The organism is Streptosporangium sp. NPDC002544 (assembly GCF_040295965.1).
Classification (GTDB): Bacteria; Actinomycetota; Actinomycetes; order Streptosporangiales; family Streptosporangiaceae; genus Streptosporangium.
Genome location: NZ_JBEOWJ010000014.1, coordinates 197,901 through 222,554, shown reverse-complemented (window position 1 = coordinate 222,554; position 24,654 = coordinate 197,901). Strand labels below are relative to the sequence as shown.

24 protein-coding genes are annotated in these 24,654 nt (G+C 69.5%); 17 read left to right on the top strand and 7 right to left on the bottom strand.

Going from position 1 to position 24,654, the window contains the following annotated elements; genetic code table 11:
• Positions 1-10 precede the first annotated feature (10 nt).
• From ABT061_RS22770 to ABT061_RS22750, 5 genes are all read left to right on the top strand, one after another.
• Entirely contained in the window at positions 11-640 is a 630-nt protein-coding gene (locus ABT061_RS22770; protein WP_350921094.1) for a TetR/AcrR family transcriptional regulator, read from the top strand.
• Between the two features lie 72 nt (positions 641-712).
• Positions 713-2,506: a substrate-binding and VWA domain-containing protein gene (locus tag ABT061_RS22765; protein WP_350921092.1), complete on the top strand. Its 1,794-nt coding sequence runs from the start codon at positions 713-715 to the stop codon at positions 2,504-2,506.
• 130 nt (positions 2,507-2,636) lie between these two features.
• On the top strand, positions 2,637-4,460 hold the full coding sequence (locus ABT061_RS22760) for a substrate-binding and VWA domain-containing protein (protein WP_350921089.1): 1,824 nt from the start codon (positions 2,637-2,639) through the stop codon (positions 4,458-4,460).
• The gene (locus ABT061_RS22755) at positions 4,460-5,191 is read left to right on the top strand and encodes a hypothetical protein (protein WP_350921087.1); all 732 of its coding nucleotides are present in this window, start codon (positions 4,460-4,462) and stop codon (positions 5,189-5,191) included. Before ABT061_RS22760 ends, ABT061_RS22755 begins: the two co-directional genes overlap by 1 nt.
• A 10-nt stretch (positions 5,192-5,201) precedes the next feature.
• A complete protein-coding gene (locus ABT061_RS22750) occupies positions 5,202-5,948 on the top strand; it encodes a PspA/IM30 family protein (RefSeq protein WP_350921084.1) in 747 nt (248 codons plus the stop codon).
• Between the two features lie 107 nt (positions 5,949-6,055).
• Here ABT061_RS22750 and ABT061_RS22745 read toward each other — a convergent pair whose 3' ends face one another.
• Positions 6,056-6,580 carry a cysteine dioxygenase family protein gene (locus ABT061_RS22745; RefSeq protein ID WP_350921082.1) on the bottom strand — a complete coding sequence of 175 codons (525 nt, stop codon included), beginning with the start codon at positions 6,578-6,580 and terminating at the stop codon, positions 6,056-6,058.
• 75 nt (positions 6,581-6,655) lie between these two features.
• On the opposite strand from ABT061_RS22745, the gene ABT061_RS22740 reads away from it, so the two are divergent.
• Positions 6,656-7,531, top strand: coding sequence for a LysR family transcriptional regulator (locus ABT061_RS22740; protein ID WP_350921080.1), 876 nt, complete (start codon positions 6,656-6,658; stop codon positions 7,529-7,531).
• Between the two features lie 93 nt (positions 7,532-7,624).
• Positions 7,625-8,269: a LysE family translocator gene (locus tag ABT061_RS22735; protein ID WP_350921071.1), complete on the top strand. Its 645-nt coding sequence runs from the start codon at positions 7,625-7,627 to the stop codon at positions 8,267-8,269.
• Positions 8,270-8,301: 32 nt separating this feature from the next.
• Here the strand turns inward: ABT061_RS22735 and ABT061_RS22730 are convergent, their stop codons facing one another.
• Positions 8,302-9,255 carry an aldose epimerase family protein gene (locus tag ABT061_RS22730; RefSeq protein WP_350921068.1) on the bottom strand — a complete coding sequence of 318 codons (954 nt, stop codon included), beginning with the start codon at positions 9,253-9,255 and terminating at the stop codon, positions 8,302-8,304.
• Positions 9,256-9,284: 29 nt separating this feature from the next.
• Complete coding sequence (locus ABT061_RS22725) at positions 9,285-10,268, bottom strand: LacI family DNA-binding transcriptional regulator (RefSeq protein WP_350921066.1); 984 nt, start codon at positions 10,266-10,268, stop codon at positions 9,285-9,287.
• A gap of 257 nt (positions 10,269-10,525) precedes the next feature.
• On the opposite strand from ABT061_RS22725, the gene ABT061_RS22720 reads away from it, so the two are divergent.
• The 9 genes from ABT061_RS22720 (at position 10,526) to ABT061_RS22680 (ending at position 20,419) form a co-directional block, all read left to right on the top strand.
• Positions 10,526-11,440 (top strand): carbohydrate ABC transporter permease, encoded by a 915-nt coding sequence (locus tag ABT061_RS22720; protein ID WP_350921063.1) that lies wholly within the window; start codon positions 10,526-10,528, stop codon positions 11,438-11,440.
• A complete protein-coding gene (locus tag ABT061_RS22715; protein ID WP_350921061.1) occupies positions 11,437-12,318 on the top strand; it encodes a carbohydrate ABC transporter permease in 882 nt (293 codons plus the stop codon). Before ABT061_RS22720 ends, ABT061_RS22715 begins: the two co-directional genes overlap by 4 nt.
• A gap of 48 nt (positions 12,319-12,366) precedes the next feature.
• Entirely contained in the window at positions 12,367-13,251 is an 885-nt protein-coding gene (locus ABT061_RS22710) for an NAD-dependent epimerase/dehydratase family protein (RefSeq protein ID WP_350921059.1), read from the top strand.
• Complete coding sequence (locus tag ABT061_RS22705; protein WP_350921056.1) at positions 13,251-14,123, top strand: 5-dehydro-4-deoxyglucarate dehydratase; 873 nt, start codon at positions 13,251-13,253, stop codon at positions 14,121-14,123. The genes ABT061_RS22710 and ABT061_RS22705 overlap by 1 nt, the downstream gene beginning before the upstream one ends.
• A 7-nt stretch (positions 14,124-14,130) precedes the next feature.
• On the top strand, positions 14,131-15,195 hold the full coding sequence (locus ABT061_RS22700; protein ID WP_350921054.1) for a mandelate racemase/muconate lactonizing enzyme family protein: 1,065 nt from the start codon (positions 14,131-14,133) through the stop codon (positions 15,193-15,195).
• A gap of 4 nt (positions 15,196-15,199) precedes the next feature.
• Complete coding sequence (locus tag ABT061_RS22695; protein WP_350921052.1) at positions 15,200-17,146, top strand: DUF6807 family protein; 1,947 nt, start codon at positions 15,200-15,202, stop codon at positions 17,144-17,146.
• 128 nt (positions 17,147-17,274) lie between these two features.
• Positions 17,275-18,591: an ABC transporter substrate-binding protein gene (locus ABT061_RS22690; RefSeq protein WP_350921050.1), complete on the top strand. Its 1,317-nt coding sequence runs from the start codon at positions 17,275-17,277 to the stop codon at positions 18,589-18,591.
• A gap of 122 nt (positions 18,592-18,713) precedes the next feature.
• Positions 18,714-20,021: a pectate lyase family protein gene (locus tag ABT061_RS22685; RefSeq protein WP_350921048.1), complete on the top strand. Its 1,308-nt coding sequence runs from the start codon at positions 18,714-18,716 to the stop codon at positions 20,019-20,021.
• A 182-nt stretch (positions 20,022-20,203) separates the two neighbouring features.
• A complete protein-coding gene (locus ABT061_RS22680; RefSeq protein ID WP_350921045.1) occupies positions 20,204-20,419 on the top strand; it encodes an RNA polymerase sigma factor in 216 nt (71 codons plus the stop codon).
• 145 nt (positions 20,420-20,564) lie between these two features.
• Here ABT061_RS22680 and ABT061_RS22675 read toward each other — a convergent pair whose 3' ends face one another.
• From ABT061_RS22675 to ABT061_RS22665, 3 genes are all read right to left on the bottom strand, one after another.
• On the bottom strand, positions 20,565-20,873 hold the full coding sequence (locus tag ABT061_RS22675; protein WP_350921042.1) for a 4a-hydroxytetrahydrobiopterin dehydratase: 309 nt from the start codon (positions 20,871-20,873) through the stop codon (positions 20,565-20,567).
• Positions 20,874-20,975: 102 nt separating this feature from the next.
• Positions 20,976-22,088 (bottom strand): RNA-guided endonuclease InsQ/TnpB family protein, encoded by a 1,113-nt coding sequence (locus ABT061_RS22670; protein ID WP_350921040.1) that lies wholly within the window; start codon positions 22,086-22,088, stop codon positions 20,976-20,978.
• A gap of 24 nt (positions 22,089-22,112) precedes the next feature.
• A complete protein-coding gene (locus tag ABT061_RS22665; protein WP_350921038.1) occupies positions 22,113-22,310 on the bottom strand; it encodes a hypothetical protein in 198 nt (65 codons plus the stop codon).
• A 193-nt stretch (positions 22,311-22,503) separates the two neighbouring features.
• Between ABT061_RS22665 and ABT061_RS22660 the strand changes: the two genes are divergently transcribed.
• Positions 22,504-24,036, top strand: a complete 1,533-nt coding sequence (locus ABT061_RS22660; RefSeq protein ID WP_502991466.1) for an ISL3 family transposase — start codon at positions 22,504-22,506, stop codon at positions 24,034-24,036.
• Between the two features lie 157 nt (positions 24,037-24,193).
• On the opposite strand, the gene ABT061_RS22655 is transcribed toward ABT061_RS22660, so the two are convergent.
• Positions 24,194-24,445, bottom strand: a complete 252-nt coding sequence (locus ABT061_RS22655) for a hypothetical protein (RefSeq protein ID WP_350921035.1) — start codon at positions 24,443-24,445, stop codon at positions 24,194-24,196.
• Positions 24,446-24,654: the final 209 nt, after the last annotated feature.

Below are 24,654 nucleotides of genomic sequence, written 5' to 3'. Positions count from 1 at the left end.
CGGTTGCCCCATGACGGAGCAGCGGAGCCGGCCGGCGGCGAGAAGCGCGAGTCCGCGCGGAGGAGACGGGCGACGGGCCGAGACACGGCTCAAGCTCTTCGCCGCCGCGGTGGAGGTGATCGCCGAGCAGGGGTACACGGCGGCCACGGTCGACGCGATCGCCGAACGCGCCGGGGTGGCCAAGGGCACCGTCTTCTACAACTTCGGCAGCAAGGAGGCGCTCTTCGGCGCGCTGCTCGAACACGGGATCCAGCAGCTGGCGGACGCGCTGGCCGGAGCCGCCGGAGTGGCCCGGACCCCGCTGGAAGCGCTGGACGCGGTGGTCATGGCGCAACTGCGGTTCCTGGAGGAGTACGGCGCGTTCGCCAGGGTGCTGCTCGCCGAGATCTGGCGTACCGCCTGGCAGGAGGCGGTGGCGGTGCTGCGCGGGCGGGTGCTGGGCGTCTATGTGGACGTGCTGCGCCGGGCGGTGAGCGAGGGGGTGCTCCGCGAGGATCTGGACGTGGACACCGCGGCGACCGCCGTGTTCGGCATGGTGCTGACCGTCTCGATCGAACGCCGGGCGCTGCATCCGGACCGGCCGGTCGAGCAGGTCCACGCCACCCTCGTCGACCTCCTGCACGGCCGGCTGTCCGGCTGAATCCCGTCTTCTCCGGCTTTCCGAGGGCGCTACCGTCCGGCGAAAAATCGCCATTGGTCGTACGATCACCTCGTGGTCTACTCCCCCGCAAGGCCCCGCCGGCGTGTCCTGCCGTACCTGCTCGCCGTGGTGCTCGCCATCGCTCTGATCGCCGGGCTGCGCTGGTACTTCAGCGGTGGCCCGGGGGACGAGCCGAACGGGCCCAGCGCCTGTTCCGGCGAGTCGACGCAGATCAGAGTGGCGTCCTCACAGGACAAGATCTGGATCTTGCGCGAGGTCGCGAAGGACTACAGCGGCCGTACCGTGGCCGGGCGCTGCGCCGACGTGGTCATCGACGAGGCCAACTCCGGCACCGCGATGCGGGCGCTGGCCAAGGGGTGGGACGAGAAGACCGACGGCAGCCGACCGGACGTCTGGTCCCCCGCCGCGTCGGCGTGGGTGACGCTGCTGCGCCAGCAGGCCTCCAACACCGACGGCACCGTACCCGTCGCCGACGGCAAACCAAGCCCGATCGTCACCGCGCCCCTGGTCTTCGCGATGCCCAAGCCGATGGCCCAGGCGCTGGGCTGGCCCGGCAAGGCGATCGGCTGGTCGGAGCTGGCCGAGCTGGCGGCCGCCCCGCAGGGGTGGGCGAAGTACGGCCATCCCGAGTGGGGCCGGTTCAAGCTGGGCAAGACCAACCCCAACTTCTCCACCAGCGGCCTGAACGCCACCATCGGCGCCTACTTCGCCGCCACCGGCACCACCTCGGACCTGACGGCCCGTGACGTGGCCGACCCGAAGACCCGGCGCTTCGTCCAGGGGGTGGAGCAGTCGATCGTGCACTACGGCGACATCTCCATGACGTTCCTGGGCAACCTGCTGCGCGCGGACGACCGGGGCGAGTCGATGGCCTACATCTCCGCGATCACCGTCGAGGAGAACTCGGTCACCGACTACAACCGGGGCAACCCCTCGGGCAACCCGGCCACCCTGGGCCGGCACGCCCCGCCGCGCACCCCGCTGGTAGCGGTCAACCCCAAGGAGGGCACGCTCTACTCCGACCACCCCTACGTGCCGCTGACCTGGATGGACGCGGCCAAGAAGGCGGTCGCCGACGACTTTTTGACCTACCTGCACAGCCCCGAGGCGCAGGCGAGATTCCAGGCGTACGGCTACCGCTCCTTCGAGGGCAAGCCCGGCCCGCAGGCCACCGAGCAGAACGGCGTCATCCCCGACGCCAAGATCACCATGCTGAGCCCACCCACCCCTGTCGTCCTGGACAAGGTCCTGCAGAGCTGGTCGGAGCTGCGCAAGAGGGCCAACGTGCTGATCGTGGTGGACAAGTCCGGCTCGATGGAGGAGGAGGCGTCCGGCACCGGCGAGACCCGCCTGGAACTGGCCAAGAAGGCGGCGATCAACGCGCTGCCCCAGTTCCGGGGGGATGACAAGGTCGGCCTGTGGGCCTTCTCCACCGCGCAGGACGGCGAGAAGGACTATCTGGAACTGGTTCCGATCGACAGGGTGTCGAGGATCGGTGGCGCTCTCCGCGACCAGTTGAACGGGCTGACCGCCGGGGGTGGAACCGGGCTGTACGACACCACGCTGGCGGCCGTCGAACGGATGCGCGGCGCCAAGGACGAGGGGGCGATCAACGCGGTGGTCTTCCTCACCGACGGCAAGAACGAGAAGAACGGCGGCAGTGATCTGGACAACCTGCTCGGCAGGCTCAACCCGGAGGTGCGGCTGTTCACCATCGGATACGGCGAGGGCGCGGACCAGGGGGTGCTCAAGCGGATCGCCGAGGCCACCGACGGGGCCGCCTACGACTCGTCCCGGGCGGACACCATCGACCAGGTCTTCACCAGCGTGATCTCCAACTTCTGACCGCTACGACTTCTCGAAGACCTCTGAGCGTGGAGACCTCTGGGCGTGCAGAACAAAGACTTTTGACCGTGGAGAACTCCGAAGGCGGTTCATTCGTCGGACAAGTACCGACATCCCCCGGGAGGCAGGGTTGTACCAGCAGCCGCAGCGACGGCGTAGGAACTTCGCCCCGTTCATCGTCGCGATCATTCTCGCCGGGGCTCTGATCGTCGCCCTGCGGATCTTCGTCGGCGCTGACGAACCCGGAGGGTCGGGCGCGTCGGAGGCCGGCGAGCGGCCCAAGGCGTGCGACGACGGCGTCACCCTGACCGTCGCCGCCTCGTCGGAGAAGGCCGAGCTGCTCAGGAAGATCGCCTCCGGCTACAGCGGCAGGACCGTGGAAGGGCGCTGCGCCGACGTCGTCATCGAGACCAAGGCGAGCGGCGGCGCGCTGCAGGCCCTGGCCAGGGGCTGGGACGAGCGGACCGACGGCCCCCGCCCCGACGTGTGGTCACCCGCCAGCAGCGGCTGGGTCACCCTGCTCCAGCAGCGCGTCGCGGGTAAGGACGCCGGCTCCCTGGTCGCCGCCGAGAACCCGTCGATCGCCAAGACGCCCCTGGTCGTGGCGATGCCCATGCCGATGGCCCAGGCGCTGGGCTGGCCGGACAAGAAGCTCGGCTGGTCGGACCTGCTCGCCGTGTCGGCCGGGTCGTGGGCGAAGTACGGCCACCCCGAGTGGGGCCGGTTCAAGCTGGGCAAGACCAACCCCAACTTCTCCACCAGCGGCCTGAACGCCACGGTCGGTGCCTACTTCGCGGCGACCGGCCTGTCCGGCGACCTGTCGGAGAAGAACGTGGCCGACGCCAAGACCAGGGACTTCGTACGGGACGTGGAGCGTTCGATCGTGCACTACGGCGACACGACGCTGACGTTCCTGTCCAACCTCCAGCGGGCCGACGACGCGGGTGCGGGCCTGAGCTACATCTCCGCGGTGGCGGTGGAGGAGAAGTCGGTCTGGGACTACAACCAGGGCAACCCGACCGGTGACCCCGCGACGCTGGGCAAGCACGCCAAGCCCAAGGTGCCGCTGGTGGCGATCTATCCCAAGGAGGGCACGCTCTACTCCGACAACCCGTACGCGGTGCTGACCGCCTCGTGGGTCGACGACGCCAAGCGGGCGGTGGCGGCCGACTTCCTGGCGCACCTGCAGGCCCCCGAGCAGCAGGCGCGGTTCGCCGAGTTCGCCTTCCGCTCCTACGACGGCAAGGCGGGCAAGCTGATCACCCAGGCGAACGGGCTGCTGCCCGCCGAGCCGAAGACGACCCTCAGCCCGCCCGCGCCGAACGTGCTCGACAAGGTGCTCGCCAGCTGGGCCGACCTGCGCAAGCCCGCGAACGTCCTCATGGTCATCGACGTCTCCGGCTCGATGGGCGCCACCGTGCCCGGCACCGGCAAGAGCAAGCTCGACCTGGCCAAGCAGGCCGCGATCAACGCGCTGCCCCAGTTCGCCTCGCACGACAAGGTCGGGCTGTGGATGTTCTCCACCAAGCGTGACGGCGACAAGGACCACCTGGAGCTGGCCTCGCTCTCCGCCGTCGACGACGCCCAGCGCAAGAAGCTGCGCGCCAGGCTTGAGGGCCTGACCCCCGACGGCGGCACCGGCCTGTACGACACCGCCCTCGCCGCCCACGAGCAGGTACGGAAGCTGCGGAGCGGTGACGCGATCAACGCGGTGGTCTTCCTGACCGACGGCAAGAACGAGGACCCCGACAGCCTCTCCCTGGAGAACCTGCTGCCTGAACTGCGCACCGAACCCGGCCAGGAGACGGTACGGATGTTCACCATCGCCTACGGCCAGGACGCCGACCTCGACGTGCTGCGCAAGATCTCCGAGGCGACCAGCGCCGCCGCGTACGACTCTCGCAAACCTGGAAGTATCGACCAGGTGTTCACCGCAGTGGTATCCAACTTCTGATGGCACGCTTCGTCGACGAACTCAAGGACCCATGGGGCCTGCTGCTGGCCGCGACCGCCGGCGGCGCCGCGTGGGCCGTCAGCGTGCACCCGGTCGCCGCCGGGTTCGTCGGCGTCGTCGTCTGGCTGGCCAAGGCCGGGATCTCGGCGTTACCGGAGCGCGGGAGCCGCGACCGGCCCGCCGTCACCCCCGGCAGCCAGGAGGAGTACTGGCTGAGACGGGCGGGATCCGCCGCCTACGGCTTCGCCGAGCTGAGCGCCTCGATGGGGCAGGGCCCGCTGGCCGAGCGGATCGCGCTGATGCGCCCCCAGGTGGACGACTCGACGGCCACCCTGGAGCGGCTGGCCGAGCAGGCCTCGCTCACCGGCACCGCGCTGGCCAGGTTCGACCTCGACAAGCTCGGCCACGAGCAGGCCCGGCTGACCCGAGCCCGCGCGGAGGCCAGGAAGGACCTGGTCGCGGACCTCGACCGCGCCCTCGCCTCGCTGGCCTCCCAGCGGGCCGTGGTCGACCGGCTCGCCTCGGCCCGCGAGCAGGTACTCGCCCGGATGGAGTCGAGCGCCATCAGCATCGAGGAGCTCCTCGCCCGCGTGGTGGAGCTGTCGGCGGTGTCGGCGAACGGCCGGCTGGAGCCGACCCGGGTGCTGGACGAGCTCGCCGACGCCCTCGAAGGAGTCCGCCAGGGCCTCCACGAAACCGAGCAGATCACGCGCGACGCGCTGGATCGATAAGGAGCCCCCCATGTTCAAGGTCATCCGTAGGGCCTGGCGTTACCTGGTCTTCGCCCTCTCCGGACGGCTGGACGAGCTGTCCGACCCCCGCGTCCAGATCGAGCAGGCCATCGCGGAGGCCAAGGAGCAGCACCAGCGGCTGAGCCAGCAGGCCGCCGCGGTCATCGGCAACGAGCGCGAGATGGAGATGAAGCTCGCCCGCTCGATGGAGGAGACCGGGAAGCTCCAGGCCAACGCCCGCCAGGCCCTCCTGCTGGCCGAACAGGCGCGGGCCGCGGGCGACGAGCGCAAGGCCCTGTCATACGAGGACTCGGCCCGCGCCTTCGCCTCCCGCCTGGTGGCGGCCGAGGCCGCGCAGCAGGAGTCGCAGCTGACCTACGAGCGGGCCAGGCAGTTCTCCGCCCAGGCGCGCGCCGCGGTCGAGAACAACGCGATGGCCCTGCAGAAGAAGATCGCCGAGCGGATGCGGCTGCTCTCCCAGCTCGACCAGGCCAAGGTCCAGGAGGAGCTCAACAAGGCCATGGGCGATCTGTCCGGGCTCACCCCCGCCGGTGAGACGCCCACCCTGGACCAGGTCCGCGACAAGATCGAGAAGCGCTACGCCCGCGCACTCGGCGAGGCCGAGCTGACCTCAGGCTCCGTCGAGGCCCGCATGATCGAGGTCGAGCGCGCCGCCATCGACGTCGAGGGCGCGGCCCGCCTGGAGGCCATCAGGGAGAGCCTGAACACCGACAGGAAGCCCGAGATCGGGAAGTAGGCGACACTTTGACGGCTCTCGCCGGACCGGCCTCGCGACGAACGTACGATCAGGGCGGGGGCGCCCGCTCGACGGAGTCACGATCGCGGACCTGCTCCCGGCGTGGTTCAGCGAACGGGCAGGTCGTAGACGCGCCGCACGCTGGTGGGGGCGGCGCTGAGGTCGGCCCCGTAGATGTGCAGCGAGATGGCCGTCTCGTCCCCCGTGTTGTGCACGCGGTGGATGTCGCCGGGCGGGGCGAAGCCGCTGACCTCTCCGGTCCGGTTGGCGGTCCTGCCGATCTCGGTCAGGTGGTCGCCGTGGTCGCGGTAGAGGGTCTCGTACTCGACACCTCGCAGCACGCCGAACACGCACCAGGCGATGTGGTCGTGGATCGCGGTCTGCTGACCGGGCCGCCAGACCACGGCCACGATCGAGAAGCTCTCCTCGGCGTGGAGGGTGTGGCCGACGTAGCCGTCGGGGTCGCCGAGACGCTCCTCCTCGGTGAGGATCTCGGGCGACGGCAGCCGTTCACGCAGCAGGTCGGCCACCGCGAAGGCGGTCGCCCGGGGGTCGGCGGACGGATCGACGAGTGCCCTGACCCCCTCGACGATCTCGGCCAGGCCCGGACGGGTGCGCGTCAACGTCTTCATGGCCCCAGGATGCGCTCGGGGGATACATAACGTCTAATGCCCATTTTCCCGTTCATTCATCGATAAAGTTAATACATGCTCGATATCGTGCGGCTTCGTGTCCTCGCCGCGGTGGCCCGGCACGGCTCGGTGACCGCGGCGGCCAGGGAACTGCACTACTCCCAGCCCTCGGTCAGCCACCACCTCGCGAAGCTCGAAGCCGAGACCGGGGCCAAGCTGATCCAGCGGGTCGGCCGGGGCATCCGGCTGACCGAGGCGGGCCGTCTGCTGGCCGAACGGGCCACCGAGATCATCGGCCGCCTCGACTCCGCGGCCGCCGAGTTGTCGGCGCACGTGGGCCTGCGCGCCGGGCGGGTCAGGCTGGCCGCCTTCCCCTCCGCCCTGGGCACGTTCGTGCCGCAGGCCGCCGCCGCCCTCGCCAGGGAGCACCCCGGCCTGGAGCTGCGACTGACCGAGACCGAACCTCCTGACGCGCTGCGCATGCTCCGGGCGGGCTACGTGGACGTGGCGGTCATCTTCCGCTTCGAAGGCACCGACCCCGAGGAGGACGGGATCCGCCTGCTGCACCTGCTGGACGACACCAGCTACCTGGTCACCTCCGGCCAGAGCGACGGCAGTGGCGATCTGGCCTCGCACCGCGACTCCCGGTGGATCGGCGGCTGCGACCGGTGCCGCAGCCACCTGCTGGAACTGTGCGCCAGGGCGGGCTTCGAGCCGGAGATCGCCTTCACGACCGACGACGCCGTCGCGGTCCAGGCCCTGGTCGCCGCCGGGATCGGGGTGACCGCCCTGCCGAGGCTCGCCCTGCAGGCCCATCGGCACCCGGGGGTCACCGTGATCGAACTGCCCGGCTCGACCCGCCGCGTCTACGCCGCCACCTACGGCGAGCCCCCCGACCCGCCGGCCACCGCCGCCCTGCTGGCCACCCTGACCTCGGTGACCCGCCCGTAGGGAAAACGACCTGATGGGGGCCCGGCTCCGCAGCATCGGCACCCGGCGGAAACCCGTTGGCCACCGGGCATCGGGCGAGCCTAGGATCTCGACATGCCCGATCTGACAATGGTCTCCCTCTTTGTGGCGGCCACCCTCGCCCTGCTGCTCGTGCCGGGGCCCGCGGTGCTCTATATCGTGACCCGCAGCGTCGCCCAGGGCCGGAGCGCCGGGCTGGTGTCGGTGCTGGGGATCCACCTCGGTTCCCTGGTCCATGTGGCCGCCGCGGCCCTGGGCATCAGCGCCCTGCTGGCCGCCTCGGCGACCGCGTTCGCGGTGGTCAAGTATCTGGGCGCGGCCTACCTGGTCTGGCTGGGCGTCCGCAAGCTGATGACCCGTCCCGACCCGGACGGGGTGGCCGAGCCGCCGGTCGCGACGAGAAGCAGGATCTTCTGGGAGGGCTTCGTGATCAACGTGCTCAACCCGAAGACCGCGATCTTCTTCCTCGCCTTCCTCCCCCAGTTCACCGATCCGGCCGCCGGCCCGATCGCCCCGCAGATCGTGCTCCTCGGCCTGATCTGGATCGCCCTCGGCATGGCCAGTGACGGCGCCTACGCCCTGCTCTCCTCGGCCATGGCCGGTCGCCTGCGCCGCTCGGCCCGCGCCCGCCGCCGCCTCGACGTCACCAGCGGCCTGGTCTACCTCGGCCTGGGCGCCGTGGCCGCGTTCACCGGCGAGAGCGCCGCGGCAAAGGCCTGAGCCCTCGTCCCGCCCTCCAGGGGGTGGGAGACTCAGCGGAAGCGGTAGGTCGTGGTGGAGGTGAACTCCTCGCCGGGGCGCAGGACCGTGGAGGGGAAGTGGTCCTGGTTGGGCGAGTCGGGGAAGTGCTGGGTCTCCAGGCAGAGGCCGGCGTGCCTGCCGTACGCGGTGGCGATGCCGTCCAGCATGTTGCCGGAGTAGAACTGCACGCCGGGCTCGGTGGTGGAGACCTCCATGACGCGCCCGCTGACCGGTTCGCCGACCTCGATGCCGCCGCGCAGCACGTAGCAGTGGTCGTAGCCGCCCCCCAGCAGCGGATCGTCGATCCTGTCGCCGATCTCCCGCGGGGTCGTGAAGTCGAACGGGGTGCCCGCCACCGGGGCCAGCTCACCGGTCGGAATCTTGGTGGAGTCGACGGGGAGATAGCGGTCGGCGTCGATCCGGATCACGTGCTTGAGGATGTCGCCGCCCCCGGCGAGGTTGAAGTAGGAGTGGTTGGTCAGGTTCAGCACCGTCGGCGCGTCGGTGAACGCGCGGTAGTCCAGCCTTAGCGCGTCCTCGGTCAGCGTGTAGGTGAGCGAGACGGTCAGCATGCCCGGATAGCCCTCCTCGCCGTTGAGGCTGACATATTCCAGCGTGATGGCCGAGGTGGAGACCTCGGTCACCCGCCACACCCGGTTGGCGAAGCCGCCGGGGCCGCCGTGCAGGCTGTTGGGGTCGTTGTTGACCGGCAGTTCGTGGTCACGGCCGTCGAGGGTGAAGCGCCCGTTCGCGATGCGGTTTCCGTACCGGCCGACCACGGCGCCGAAGTAGCGGCTGCGCGTCAGGTAGTCGTCGAGACCGGTGTAGCCGAGGACCACGTCGACGCCGTGGACCTCCAGCGACTGCAGAATCGCCCCGTAGCTGAGGATCGAGGCGCGCATCGGCCCGTTCGACAGCACGTGCCGCTCGACGTGCTCCCCCGTCGGGGTGATTCCGAAGTTCATCAAAACCTCCAGCGTGGAGACCCGGGGCCTCAGCCCCGGGGGAAAAGCGCGGCACGGTCGGTGGATTCGCGGACGACCAGGTGGGTGTCGAGAGTCGCCAGGGTGGGGGTGGCGCCCTCGTCGAAGGACTGCAGCAGCAGGTCCACCGCCATCCGCCCGGCGGCGGCCGTGGGCATGGCCACGCTGGTCAGCTTGGGCCGGTTCAGCCGCCCGGCCACTATGTCGTCGACGCCGACCACGCTGATGTCATCGGGGACGCGCACGCCCCGTTCGTACAGCCCCTCGATGAGCCCGATGGCCACCAGGTCGTTGTAGGCGAGCACGCCGGTCACGCCCGAGGCGATCACCTCCTCGGCGACGGCGAGGCCGCCCTGCTCGGTGGGCGCGTTCGGGCCGAGGATCACCAGCTCGACGCCGTCCATCGCGGTCGCCGCGGCACGCATCTCACCGCTGGTCCACGAGCCGCTCGGCCCGGACAGCAGGGCGATCCTGCGGTGGCCGAGCCCGGTCAGGTGCTCGATGGCGAGACGGGCGCCCTGGCCCACGTCCATCAGTATCGTCGGCATGCCCTTCACCCTCCGGTTGACCACCACGAACGGCACCTCGGCGTGGAGACGCTCTATGACCCGGTTGGAGAGCCGCGGGCTGCAGAGCAGGACCCCGTCCACCTGCTTGGCGAGGGTCTGGATCAGCTCCTCCTCGACCTGCGGATCCTCATCGGTGTCGGCGACGAACACGTGGTAGTCGCGGGCTCTGGCCTGCGCCTGGGCGGCCTTGATCAGCGGCGGGAAGAACGGGTTGGAGATGTCTGCGACGATGAGGCCGATGTTGTGGGTCCTGCCGGTGGTGAGTGCCCGCGCGGCGCGGTTGGGCCGGTAGCCGAGGTCCTCGGCGACGGCGAGCACGCGGTTGCGGGTCTCGGCGTTCACCAGGTGCGGCGCCGAGAAAGTGCGGGACACCGTCGAGACGTGCACTCCCGACGCCCGCGCCACATCTCTGATCGTCGCTGCCACCGCACTCCTCCGTCATGGCCCTTCACCGCCCCTTGAGCACATTAGTGCAAGCGGTTGCGTAACTGTCAACGCCGGAACCGGACCGGGATCGAGCCCCGCAGCAGGGCACGCGGGGCCATGAAAGTTGCAAATAACGAAAAATCCGCAGATAAGCGGTGATTTACAAAATTGGGCCCTTGACGTTGCTGGGACATGTCCGCCATGTTTCATGCAACCGGTTGCAGCCCCTGACGCCGACTCGGAAGGAGTTGCCGGCGATGGCAATCACCACGGCGAATCCCCGGATACGCCGCCGCCTGGGCCGCGCGGCCAGGACCCCCTACCTGCTGATCGCCCCCGCGGTGATCGCGATGCTCGGCTTCCTCGTCTACCCGATGGCCAGCGTCGTCTACTACAGCCTGCAGACCTACAACGTCACCAAACCCTGGGACAACGGCTTCGCCGGCCTCGACAACTTCCGCAGGCTGCTGTTCGAGGACCCGCTGTTCTGGCAGAGCCTCGGCTTCAGCCTCAAGTGGGTCGGCGTCGAGGTGTTCCTGCAACTGGTGTTCGGGCTGGTCCTGGCGCTGATCGTGAACGAGACCTTCGTCGGCCGCGGCCTGGCCCGGGCGACCGTGTTCTCCCCGTGGGCGGTCTCCGGGGTGCTGACCACCGGCATCTGGATCCTGCTCTACAACCCGACGACCGGCGTCTCCCGCTACCTCGCCGACCTCGGCCTCATGCAGTACGGCGCCGCGCCGCTGGCCAACCCCGACACCGTCTTCTGGGCGGCCGTGCTCGCCGAGCTCTGGCGCGGGGTGCCGTTCTTCGCGATCCTGCTCCTGGCCGACCTGCAGAGCATCTCCAAAGAGCTCTACGAGGCGGCCTCGGTGGACGGCGCCTCGCGGGTGCGGCGGTTCGTCCACATCACGCTGCCGCACCTCAAGGACGCGATCATCCTGTCCACGCTGCTGCGCTGCGTGTGGGAGTTCAACAACGTCGACCTGCTCTACACGCTGACCGGCGGCGGCCCGGCGCACGCGACCACCACACTGCCGCTGTACGTGGCGGCCAAGGCCGTGCAGTCCCACGACTTCGGGTACGGCTCGGCGCTGACCACCGCCGCCTTCCTGATCCTGACCTTCTTCTCGATCGCCTACCTGCGGCTGAGCAGGTTCGGAGCGAAGTCATGACACTCCAGACGGCCGAACGGCCGCGCCTGGCCCCGTCCGCGCTCGCGCCGCGTACCGGCCGCAAGGAGAAGGGGAAGGCCGGCCGGTGGGAGATCTGGGTCCCCCTCGGGCTCTACCTGCTGTTCACACTGGTCCCCTTCTACTGGATGCTGGTCTTCGCGTTCCGGCCCAGGGGATCGACCTCGCTGCTGCCCTGGCCGATCACGTTCGACAACTTCGCGACGGTCTGGAACGACCTGAGCTTCGCGGTCTTCTTCAAGAACAGCCTGATGGTGGGCATCGCCTCCCTGGTCATGACGACCGTGGTCGCGCTGGCCGGCGGCTACGCCCTGGCCAGGTACGAGTTCCGCGGCCGGAAGCTGTTCATGGTCGGGATGCTCTGCACCCAGTTCATCCCCGGCGCGATGATGCTGATCCCGCTCTTCGAGATCTTCCGGGTCCTCGGCCTGGTCAACTCGCTCTGGAGCCTGGTGATCGCCGAGACGGTCTTCCAGCTGCCGCTCTCCCTCATCCTGATCAGCGGCTTCATCAGGAACGTCCCGGTGGAACTGGAGCAGGCCGCCTGGGTGGACGGCTGCGGCCGGCTGCGCGGCTTCTTCGCCGTGGTGCTGCCGCTGCTGCGTCCCGCCCTGGTCGCGGTCGGCTCGTTCGCCTTCATCCACAGCTGGAACAACTTCCTGTTCGCGCTGATGTTCGTCAGCGAGCAGGAGAAGTTCACGGTGCCCGTCGGCCTCGCGTACACCCTGGGCGAGTTCAGCGTGGACTTCGGCGCCCTGGCCGCGGGCGGCGTCGTCGCCGCCGTACCGGTGGTGCTGGTCTTCGCGGTGATCCAGCGCTACCTGGTACAGGGCATGTCCGCCGGGGCGGTGAAGGGATGAGTCCCCTGGCGGCGAATCCCCTGTCGACTAAGGAACGGTGAGCGACCAATGACACGAACCCTCGTCACCGGGAGCGCCGGGCGGCTGGGCCGGAGCGTGGTCACCGCGCTGGCCGACGCCGGGCACGAGGTGATCGGCGTGGACACCGCGCCGGGCACCCCCTCGGCGGCCGCCACGGTGCTCCCCGCCGACCTGACGGACCTGGGTGAGTCCTTCGAGGTGATGGCCAGGTTCCGGCCGGACGCCGTGGTGCACCTGGCCGCGATCGCCACCCCGTTCAGCAGGACCGACGCCTTCACCTACCGGGTCAACACCCAGCTGGCGTTCAACGTCTGCGAGGCGGCCGCCGGGGTCGGGGTCGAGCGGATCGTGGTCGCCAGCAGCCCCACGGTCATCGGGTACGGCACGGACCGCTGGGTGCCCTCCTACCTGCCGCTCGACGAGGACCATCCGGTCGCGCCGTGGAACGCCTACAGCCTGTCCAAGCTGGTCGCCGAGCAGGTGATGGCCACGTTCGCGCGCAGTTCGAGGGCGAGGTTCGCGGCCGTGCGGCCCTGCTTCGTCGTCGCCCCGGAGGAGTGGGCGGGCGCGCCCACCCAGTCGGGGCACACGATCGCCGAACGGCTGGACCGGCCGGAGATCGCGGGGACGTCGCTGTTCAACTACATCGACGCCCGTGACGCCTCCGACATGGTGCTGACCCTGCTGGACAAGCTGCCCGAACTGCCGAGCGGCGAGGTGTTCTTCGCGGGCGCGGCCGACGCGCTGGCCCGCGAGCCGCTGGCCGAACTCCTCCCCCGCGTCAACCCCGCGACCGCGGGACTCGCGGAGAAACTGACCGGCTCGACGCCTGCCTTCTCCTCGGCCAAGGCCGGGCGACTGCTCGGCTGGCAGGCGAAGCGGAGCTGGCGCACCGAGATTGGAGCCCTGTGATGAACCTCAGCGGAGTGCTGTTCTTTCCCGTCACCCCGTTCCGCGCCGACGGCTCGGTGGCCGGTGACGTACTGGCCGAGCATGTGGGGCGCGGGCTGGAGCACGGTCCCGGCGGGGTCTTCGTGGCCTGCGGAACCGGCGAGTTCTCCGCGCTCTCGGAGGCGGAGCACGCCGAGGCGGTGCGGGTCGCGGCCGAGACCGTGAACGGCCGGGTGCCGGTGCTGGCGGGAGCGGGAGGGCCGATCGGCACCGCGCTCGCCCAGGCCAGGGCGGCCAGGGACGCGGGCGCCGACGGGCTGCTGCTCATGCCGCCCTACCTGGTGAACGGTACGCGCGAGGGCTACTCGGCGTACGTCTCGGCGGTCGCCGGGGTGCTGCCCACGATCGTCTACCAGCGCGGCTCGGTGGTACTGGCCCCCGAGCAGGCGGTCGAGCTGTCCCGGATCCCCGGTGTGATCGGGATCAAGGACGGCGTCGGCGACATCGACCGCATGCAGCGGACGGTGCTGGCGGTGCGGGAGGAACGGCCCGGCTTCCTGTTCTTCAACGGCCTGCCGACGGCCGAGCTGACCATGCCGGCCTACCGCGGCATCGGGGTGGAGCTGTACTCCAGCGCGGTCTTCTGCTTCGCCCCCGAGATCGCCACCGCCTATCTGGGCGGCGACGAGCGGCTGATCAGTGAGTTCTACGCCCCCCTGGTCCGGCTCCGCGACCGGGTTCCCGGTTACGCGGTCTCGCTGGTCAAGGCCGGGGTACGGCACCGCGGCCTGGATGTCGGCGGGGTACGACCGCCGCTGGTCGATCCCTCCGCCGAGCACGTGGCGGAGCTCGCCGGGCTGATCAAGTCCGGCCTGGCCCTGATCGGGCGGTGAGCGGCCGATGACCGCGCGGCCAGTGATCACCTCCCTGGAGACGACACTGCGGACCGTGGCGCTGCCGCGGCCGTGGGGTGCCGACGTGCCCGCCAACCACGTGGTCGTCGTACGGCTGACGCTGGCCGACGGACGGAGCGGGACCGGGTTCTCCTGGACCCCGCAGATCGGGGCCCGGGCGGTACGGGCCCTGCTGGACGGCGAGATCGGTGAGGCCGTGGTCGGCCTGGAGCCGCACCCGGAGGTCGTCTGGGACCGGCTCTGGCGGCACCTGCGCGAGGCGGGCGGCGGCGGGCTCACCACGATCGCGATGGCCGGGGTCGACCTGGCACTGTGGGACCTGCGCTGCGGCGAGGCGGGGCTGGTCGACACGCTCGGGCGGCGCCGTGACAGCGTGCCGGTGTACGGCAGCGGCGTGAACCTGCACTACTCGATGGAGGAACTCGTCGCGCAGGCCGGGCGGTGGCGGGCCGCGGGCCACCCGGCGGTCAAGGTCAAGGTGGGCCGCGACTCGCTGGCCGAGGACGTGGCGCGGGTCGCCGCGGTCCGCGAGGTGATCGGGCCGGACACGCTGCTCATGGTGGACGCCAACCAGCGCTGGGACCTGCCTCGGGCCCGGCGGGCGATCGCCGCCCTGGCGGAGTACGGACTGCACTGGGTGGAGGAGCCGCTGCCCGCCGACGACGTGACCGGGCAGGCCCGGCTCCGCTCCTGCGTCGAGGTCCCGATCGCCGTGGGAGAGAGCGCCTACTCCGTCTACGACTTCCGGGACCTGCTCCTCGCCGGGGCCTGCGACGTCCTGCAGCCGAACGTGGTGCGGGTCGGCGGGATCACCCCGCTGCTCAGGATCGCCGAGCTGGCCAGGACGTTCGGGGTGCCCGTCTACCCGCACCTGCTGCCGGAGATCTCCGGGCAGCTCGCCCTGGCCCTGCCGCTGCCGTGCATGACCGAGGAGGTCGAGGACGCCTCCTTCGCCGCGCTCGGCCTGATCGAAGAGCCCTACCCGGTCTCGGTGGAGAAGGGCGAGTTGCGCGCCGGAGACCACCGGGGCCTTGGACTGCGATGGAGGTGACCTGATGGAACCGGTTCGCGTGGTGCTGGCCGGGGCGCACGGGCACGGCTGGTGGCACCTGTCGAACGTGCGGCGGCTGACCGAGGCCGGGCTGGTCGAGCTGGTCGGGGTGTGCGACGTGCGGCCGGCCGGCGAGCTGCCCGCCGGGGTGGAGTTCTCCGGCGACCTGGCCGGGCTGATCGGGCGTACCTCCGCCGAGGTGACGATCCTGTGCACGCCCATCCACACCCACGCGGAGCTGGCGGAGCGGGCACTGCGCGCCGGCTCGCACGTGCTGCTGGAGAAGCCACCCGCCGCGACCTACGCCGACTACGAGCGGATCGCCGCGGTGGTCGCCGAGACCGGGCTCGCCTGCCAGGTGGGGTTCCAGAGCCTGGGCTCGGAGGCGATCCCCGCGATCCGGCGGATGGTCGCCGAGGGAGCGATCGGCCGGGTCGTCGGGATCGGTGCCGCGGGCGCGTGGGAGCGCTCCTACACCTACTACAGCCGGGTGCCGTGGGCCGGCAGGCGCGAGGTCGGCGGCGTGCCCGTGGTGGACGGCGCCCTCACCAACCCGCTCGCGCACGCGACCGCGACCGCGCTGGCCATCTCCGGGGCGGAGGTGGGACAGGTCGAGGTCGAGCTCTACCGGGCCAACGCGATTGAGGCGGACGACACCTCATCCGTGCGGATGCGGATGGACGACGGGACCGTGGTGACCGTCGCGGTCTCGCTCTGCGCGGATCGGCGGCACGAGCCGTACCTGATCGTGCACGGCGAGCAGGGACGGATCAGGCTGACCTACACCGAGGACCGGGTCGAGTTCGACGGGACCTCGGCCGTACACCCGAGGACCGATCTGCTGGAGAACCTCGTCGCGCACATCCGCGACGGCGCGGAGCTGCTCGTACCGCTGGAGCGGACCCGGGGTTTCATGCGCGTCCTGGAGGCGGTCCGGCTGGCGCCCGAGCCCACCGCCATACCGGACGTGTTCCAGGAGGTCGGCGCGGAGCACCGGGTGCTGCCCAGGATCGCCGAGGTGACGGCGTCGAGCGCGGAGCGGCTGGCGCTCTACTCGGAACTGCGGGTGCCCTGGAGCGGGCGCCTCCGCCGTACGGAGGGAGTCACCGCGGGACGGACACCTCCGGGCCGGGGTGACGCCTTGCGGCCGGTGCTCGTGGCGCACGGGCGACAGGTCGCCGAGTACGTCGTGGCGCCGGAGCTGCCGCCGACGTCGTCGCCCCGGCCGTACCTGCACCCGGTGCGCACCCTCGGCGGTACGACCGTGACCGAGGTCGCGCCAGAAGACCACGTACACCACCTGGGAGTGAGCATCGCGATCTCCGACCTGGGCGGGGGCAACTTCTGGGGCGGGCGCACCTACGTCCGCGACGCCGGTCCCACCTGGCTCGGCGACCACGGCACGCAGCGGCATCTCGGATTCTCCTGGCGCGGCTCCTCCGGGTTCGGGGAGTCGCTGGCCTGGGAGGGGCCTGACGGCGTCGAGACGGCCCGCGAGGCGCGGAGCGTGCGGGTGGTGGAGCTGGGCGGTTGCTGGGCGCTCGACATGTCGTTCGCGCTGACGAACCTCACCGGCGAGCCGCTGCCCGTCAGGAGTTCGGCCACCAAGGGCCGCGCGGGAGCCGGGTACGGCGGTTTCTTCTGGCGGGCGCCGGGGACGGCCGCCGGCCGCCAGGTCTTCACGGCGGACGCCGAGGGCGAGGACGCGGTGCACGGGTCGACGGCCCCGTGGCTGGCCATGGCCTCGGCGGACTGGACCCTGGTCTTCGTCCAGCGGGACGACCCCTGGTTCGTCCGGGTCGTGGAGTACCCGGGCGCCGGGCCCGCCCTCGCCTGGGACACGCCGCTGCTCATCGAGGGCACCCTGCGGCGAAGGATCGTCACCGTCGTCGCGGACGGGCGGCTGGGCCCCGGCGACGCGGCGGCGCTCGCCGCGGAGGTCGCCCGGTGACGGGCCAGGGGCGAGGCGACACCTCACGCGATGTAACCGACCCGGGACGACAGAGTGTCTCGGGCGGAGTTCGGCACTCATACCGTCAAGCAATGTCGGGGGACACGACACAGAGAGGTAGAAGAGCAATGACTTCACGCTCAAAGCGCCTGGCGATCCTGGCCACGGCCTTGACGCTCGGCACCGGGCTTGCCGCGTGCGGCGCGGAGGAGCCGGAGTCCTCCGGCGGGAAGACCACGATCACCTTCTGGGACGACAACGGCGGCCCGGCACGTACCCCGGTGTGGCAGCACATCATCGCCGAGTTCCAGAAGGCGAACCCGTCCATCGAGGTGAAGTACGTCGGCATCCCGATCGCCCAGACGCAGCAGAAGTATGACACCGCGATCGCCGGAGGCGGCCTGCCCGACGTGGGCGGTGTCTCCACCGCGATGCTGTCGAGCCTGGTGGCGCAGAAGGCGCTGGAGCCGGTGGACGCCCGGATCTCCGGTGGCGCGCTGAACGGCAAGCTGAACGAGCAGGTCGTGAGCACGGTCAAGGGCACCGTGCCCGACGGCAAGACCTACCTGGTTCCGATGTCCACAAATATGGGTGTTTTCTGGTACAGGACCGACTGGTTCAAGGAGGCCGGTCTCAAGACGCCCACGACCTGGAACGACTTCTTCACCGCCACCACAAAGCTGACCGACATCGCCAGGAACCGCTACGGCTTCACCATCCGCGGCGGGGCGGGCTCGATCGCGCAGATGCTGGAGGTGGTGTACGGCCAGTCCGGCATCACCGAGGTCTTCGACGCCTCGGGGAGGTCCACGGTCAACGACCCGAGGAACGTGGCGGCCCTCACGAAGCTGGCCGGGCTGTACAAGAAGGTCACGCCCGAGGCCGACATCAGCAACGACTACACGAAGATGGTCGCCCAGTTCGACGGCGGCAACATCGCGATCATGCAGCACAACCTGGGGTCGTACCAGGACCACGTCAAGACGATCGGCGCGGGCAACGTGGCGGCCATGCCCGTGCCCAAGTCCGACAGCGGTGTCCAGGCGATCCTGTCCAACCCGGTCTCGGGCATCGGCGTGTTCGCCTCCGGCAAGAAGAAGGACGCCGCGTACAAGTTCGCGGAGTTCGCCGCCTCCAAGGAGATGAACAGCTACTGGTCGGAGCAGACCGGCGTGCTCCCGGCCAACACCGACGTCAACGACGAGCCGTGGATCGCGGGGCTGCAGCACATCGCCGCGGCGGTCAAGGTGCTCAACGACCCGGCGACGAAGATCGTGCAGATGCCCTACCACCTGCCGGAGTTCAACGCGATCACCAAGACCGACATGGAGCCGGAGTTCCAGAAGGTCCTGCAGGGTGCCCTGTCCCCCAAGGACTTCCTGGACGCGTTCGCGGCCAAGCTGACGGAGGCCCAGGCGTCGTACAAGCAGCGTAACGGCGGCTGAGCCTGACCATCGGGGGCGGGCGCTCCCACCCCTGACCTGGGCGCGCCCGCCTTCGCCATTCCGGAAGGCTCTCAGGGTTCTCACGGAGCCTCCCCTCCCACCTGACCTGTGGAGGAATCACCATGAAACGAGCCGTCGCGCTCACCGCCCTGCTCTCCCTGGCGGTTCTCACCGCCCCGGCCGCATCCGCCGCCGTCTCGGAGACCCCCACCGCCTCGCCCGCCGGACGGAAGGCGGACCTGGGCCGCCAGACCCTGCCCGCGAACGACGGCTGGGCCGCCGAGGGCACCGGAACCACCGGCGGCGCCGCCGCGCCGGCGTCGAACACGCACACCGTTTCCACCCGGGCCCAGCTGGCCGCCGCGCTCGCCGCGCCCTCACCGAAGATCATTTATGTGAAGGGCACCATCGACACCGACAGGACCTGCGCGGACTACGCGACCGGCGGCTACACGCTGGAGGCCTACCTCGCCGCGTACGACCCCGCGGTGTGGGGCAGGGACACCGAGCCCTCGGGCCTGCTGGAGAACGCGCGGGCCGCCTCGGCCGCCAGGCAGACCGCCGACATCAAGCTCAAGGTCGGTTCGAACACCACGATCGTCGGCCTCGGCAAGGACGCGCGCATCCGGGGCGTCAACCTGCACATCGACAAGGCGGACAACGTCATCGTCCGCAACATCGACTTCGAGGACACCGCCGACTGCTTCCCGCAGTGGGACCCGACCGACGGCGACGAGGGCAACTGGAACTCCCTCTACGACAACATCTCGGTGACCGGCTCGACGCACGTGTGGGTGGACCACAACACCTTCACCGACGGCGACAACCCGGACTCGAGCCAGCCGCTGTACTTCGGCAGGCCCTACCAGGTTCACGACGGGCAACTCGACATCACCAACGGCTCCAACTACGTGACGGCCTCCTGGAACCGGTTCGCCGACCATGACAAGACGATGCTGATCGGCTCGACCAACAACCCGGCGACCGACGCGGGCAAGCTGAAGGTCACCGTCCACCACAACCACTTCGACAACACGCTCCAGCGGCTGCCCCGCGTGCGCTTCGGCCAGGTGCACGTCTACAACAACTACTACGAGATCCCGGACGCCTCGACCTTCGTGTACGCCCTCGGCGTGGGCGTACAGTCGCAGATCTTCGCCGAGAACAACTTCTTCCGGCTGAGCCGGGCCGTGGCTCCGGCGAACCTCCTCTACAACTGGGGCGGCACCTCCCTCACCGCCAGGGGGAACGTGCTCCGCGTCGGCGGGCCCGTCACCCCCCTCGACCTCGTCGCCGCCTACAACGCCGCCCACGACCCCGACTTCGGCACGGACGCGGGCTGGACCCCCACCCTGCACACCGCGATCGAACCGGCCCCGGCGGTGCACAGGTCCGTCTCCCGGCACGCGGGCTCGGGCAAGATCGGCTAGGGCTCCGTACCTGAGCGGAGATCGCGAACGCGCGGTCGAAAACCTGAGCGCGGTGGACCGGTGAGGTGGCCCCCTCAGAAGCCGCCCACCGGACCGAACGGGCTGGCATAGTGCCCCGCAACACATCGAAAGGTGCCGGACACCTACCAAGGTGTCCGGCACCTTTTCGACTGGGGGACTCTGTGACACAGCGAGATCGCTTCGAGGCGATCTATGACGCGCACTACCCGGCGATACACCAGTACGCCGCCCGCCGTACCGGCTGCCCCGACGACGCCGCCGACGTCATCTCCGAGACGTTCCTCACCGCCTGGCGGCGCATCGGCGACGTATCCGAGGGCGAGCGGGCACTGTTGTGGCTCTACGGCGTGGCCCGCCGCGTGCCGGCCAACCAGTAACGCGGCACCTCACGCCGGTCCGTACTCGCTGAGCGGCTCCCCCTCTGCACGAAGCGCGCACCGGATCGGCGCTGGAGGGGCGTTGCACGAAGCGCGCACAGGACAGCGCGGGAGGGGATGCGAGGCCCTCGCTCCGATCGTGAGTTCAGACCGTTTCGGCGCCGTGGCCGGCGGCGATCACGTCAATGTGGCGGGCGAGTTCGAAGTCCTTGGCTGTGAGGCGGTTTCCGGCGTCGTGAGTAGTGATCACGAATCGGATCCGCTGCCAGGTGATGTGAACATCAGGGTGGTGGCCAACTTCGCGAGCCTTGGCCGCGACGTACATGGCCAGATGTACGCACTCGTGATAGGCATGCTTGAACGTCCGGGCTATGGCCTGCCCCTCACGCTCCCACCCTGGCAGCTCGGCCAGATGGGCGACGATCTGCTCTTCGGACAACGGCTGAGGGGTCATCGGTATCTCCGCGTCAGGCAGTCAGTTGAAGTCAGCTTCTCAGCCCTGAAGGGCTGAGCTTGCAGTTCCTCGCCGTCGGTGGCTTCGACGGTCTGGTCCGCGTCAGGCAGCGTGACTCACTGCCCAGCTTGTGACACCGCGTGAGGCGATGTTACGAGCCGCGTTGACGTCGGCGTGCTCAGCGAAGCCGCACGACGTACAGAAGAAGGTTTCCTGGTCCGGCCGGTTGCGTTTGTCGACGTGGCCGCATACCGAACACCCCTGGGATGTGTACGCGGGGTCGACGTGGACCACGGCGACACCCGCGCGGCGGGCCTTGTAGGCGACGAACTGGCCGAGTTGGTGAAACGACCACGAGTGCAACGTGACCCGCTGGGGCTTACGGAGCCGTACCCGCTCGCGGATGCCCTGGAGGTCTTCCAGGGCGATGCCGCGCCCGGTGCGTTGCGCCTCGGTCACGATGCTTTTGGAGATGCGGTGGTTGACGTCCCGGGCGAACCGGGACTCCTTGCGCCTGCGGGCCTTCAGCAGGCGCTTGGCGGACTTGGTCTGCTTGGCCTGCAGGCGGCGACGCAGCTCCCGGTTGCGGTGCCGGACCGCGTTCAGGTGCCTGCCGGAGTGCCGCTTGCCGTCGCCGGTGGTGGCGATGTTCGCGATGCCGAGGTCAACGCCGAGAAAGGCGTCGGGTTCGGTGACGTCGGCATCGGGGACGTCGCAGGTGGCAATCAGCAGCCACCTACCGTCTCGGTGGATCAGGTCGGATTCGCCCTTGCGGTAGGCGGCCAGCGCGCGGGCTTGGTCGTCGGAGCAGGCGAACCGGATGCCTTTCATCCGGCCGCCGGTGGCCCAGATCGACACGGTGCGGGCCTCGACCTGCCAGGACAGGCACCGATCGTCGAACGGCTGGGCGGCGTCCGGGCGGAAACCGATCGGCTTGGTGAGGGGCTTGCGGAGCCTCGCCTTCACCTGGGCTTTCACCGTCGTGTAGGCGTCGGAGACCTTCTTGATGACGTGCTGGGCGGGCTGGGCCGACAAGCCCATGGCCTTCAGTTCGCCGTAGGAGTGCGCCCGCAGGTCGTAGTTGCGGAACGTCTTCGTCTCCCACGCGAGGCGAGAGACGAGGTTGGCGGCTTCGTTGCACAGGCGCAGCGTGTCCGCCAGCGCCGCCTCCTGGGCGGGCGTGGGGAACAGCCGGACCTGCACAACGAATTTCACACTGTGAACTGTAGCGTTGATTCGTCAAACGCGCGGCACCATATGCGATTCCTCTCGAACCTGAAGGCCCGAGGTTCCTCGCAAGCACTGCTGAACCTCGCTGTATCCGCGGGTACGACGGCAGGCGTTGCCCCAGGGATGCTCGTCGTCGACCTGATCCACAAGCTCGGCCGCTCGATCAAGCAGCCGGTCGACCAGTTCTTTGTCCTTGGCTGGCAGCATCGACTGGCCATGCGCTTGGTGGACCAAAGCAAGTATCGGGACTGTCTCAAATCTGGATGACCGGCAGGAGGCTCGGCTACGTTCTCCCAGGTAAACGGAGTATTCAGCCGCCGACCCCCCGCCAATTCCACCGTTTCTAGGCTCTGTCGCAGATTCGGTGGTAACCAAACGTCCTGCTGCGTCACGGTGAGTTGTGCGTGATGTCAACGAGCTGGTGAGTACGGTGTTTTCGGGGTTATCGCCACTGGTCGTGCAGGATGTGGCGGACGAAGGCAAGCGGATCCGGGTGCGGGCGCGAACTCCGCACGGGCCGGCTACCTGCCCGGGGTACGGGGCCCAGACGGCGCGTGTGCACGGCTATCACGAGCGGAGCGTGGCCGATGTGCCCGTCGACGCACGCCACGTGCTGATAGTGGTACGCATCCGTCGCCTGGTCTGCCCGACACGCGGCTGCCGCCAGACCTTCCGCGAACAACTCCCCGGCGTGCTGGAACGCTACCAACGCCGCACACCCCACCTGGCCTGCCAGATCGGCGCGGTGGTCCGCGAACTGGCCGGACACGCCGGCGCGCGAGCCTTATCAGCCCTGGCCATGCGCCTGTCCCGGCATACCACTCTGCGCATCCTGCTGCGCCTGCCCTCGCCTCAGCCACCGGTGCCTCGGGTGCTGGGGGTGGACGACTTCGCTCTGCGCCGACGCCACCGCTATGCCACCGTGCTCATCAACGCCGAGACCCGCGAGCGCGTCGATGTCTTGGCCGACCGCACCGCCGACACCTTGGAAGCCTGGCTTCGCACCCATCCCGGAGTGCAGGTCGTGTGCCGGGACGGCTCGAGCGCCTACGCTGAGGCGATCCGCCGTGCCCTCCCGGAGGCCATCCAGGTCACCGACCGGTGGCACCTGTGGCAGGGCCTCGGCGAAGCCGCCGCCAAGGAGGTCGCCGCGCACAGCGCCTGCTGGGCCACGGCCGCAGTGCCCCTGCAGGACGGCAAGCGCGCACAGACCACTCGCGAGCGCTGGCACCAGGTCCACGACCTGGTCGGCAAGGGCGTAGGCCTGCTGGAATGCGCACGCCGGTTGAACCTTTCCCTCAATACCGTCAAGCGCTATGCGCGCGTGCCCGAACCGGAGCGTCTACAGCGTGCCCCGCAGTACCGGCCCACCTTGGTCGATCCCTACCGTGACCACCTCAAAAGCCGCCGCGCCGATGATCCAGCCGCCCCTGTCTTGCACTTGTTCACCGAGATCAAGGCCCTCGGCTACCGGGGCAGCTTCAACCTCCTGTACCGCTACATCACCCAAGGCCGGGCTGAGGGCGAGCGCCCGCCCATCTCGCCGCGCCGCCTGGCCCGGCTCTTGCTCACCCGGCCCGGCAACCTCACCGATAAGCAGCGACGCCTGTTGGACGGCCTCACCGTCGCCTGCTCGGAGATGATCGAGTTGGCCGGGCTCGTCCGTGGCTTCACTGGCCTGCTCCAGCCGCATGATGGCAACGCCGACTGCCTCGACGATTGGATCGCCACTGCCCGTGCCGCCGATCTCCCTCACCTGCACGCTTTCACCCGCGGTCTCGACCAGGACCGCGATGCCGTTCGCGCGGCCCTGACCTTGCCCTATCACAACGGCGGCACCGAAGGCGTGAACACCAAGACCAAGCGCATCATGCGCCAGATGCACGGCCGCGCCAGCTTCACGCTGCTCCGTCACCGCATACTTCTGGCCTAACGCTCCGTCACCACCGAAAGTGAGCCAGAGCCGTTAACAACTGGACATACCCAGAGGGAACAGTGTTAGTGATTGATCAAGAGCGGCCTTGGATCACTCGCGGAACTCCACGCCGCCCTTGTGTCGTAAAGCGCATATGGGATGGGCTGCGGGTTATTTAATATTTAACCCACAAGCGGTAGATGGCATCAAGGAGCGGGGTGCCCGAGTCCAGCCTGCATGTGTAGTCCTTGACGGCACCGCTGGTCTTGTATGTATTGCCGTGGGCCATGCACCACGCGTAGAGATGGTGGGTGTAGTTGGTGGGGTGATAGTCATCGGCTTGGGCGACCGTGGGGGTGAGGACGAGCAGGGTGCCTGCGGCGGCCGTGCTCAGAACGAGAGCGAGTGCTCGGCGGGTGGGACACATGTATGCCTCCAAGGAGAGTTGAACGATCCGAGACTCGACTACCCAGAGTTATGTATCTACTACCCTACGTAACGGCCTGCTTGCCTGGGAGGGAGAACAAGGCGTGCACGTGAAAGCCGGAGTACGCCCGCCGGCGACTGCCGTACAGGACCGCTAAGCTTCCCGCTGCCAGTAACCGGTCACAGTGTTGCGACGACTTCTGGAATGCG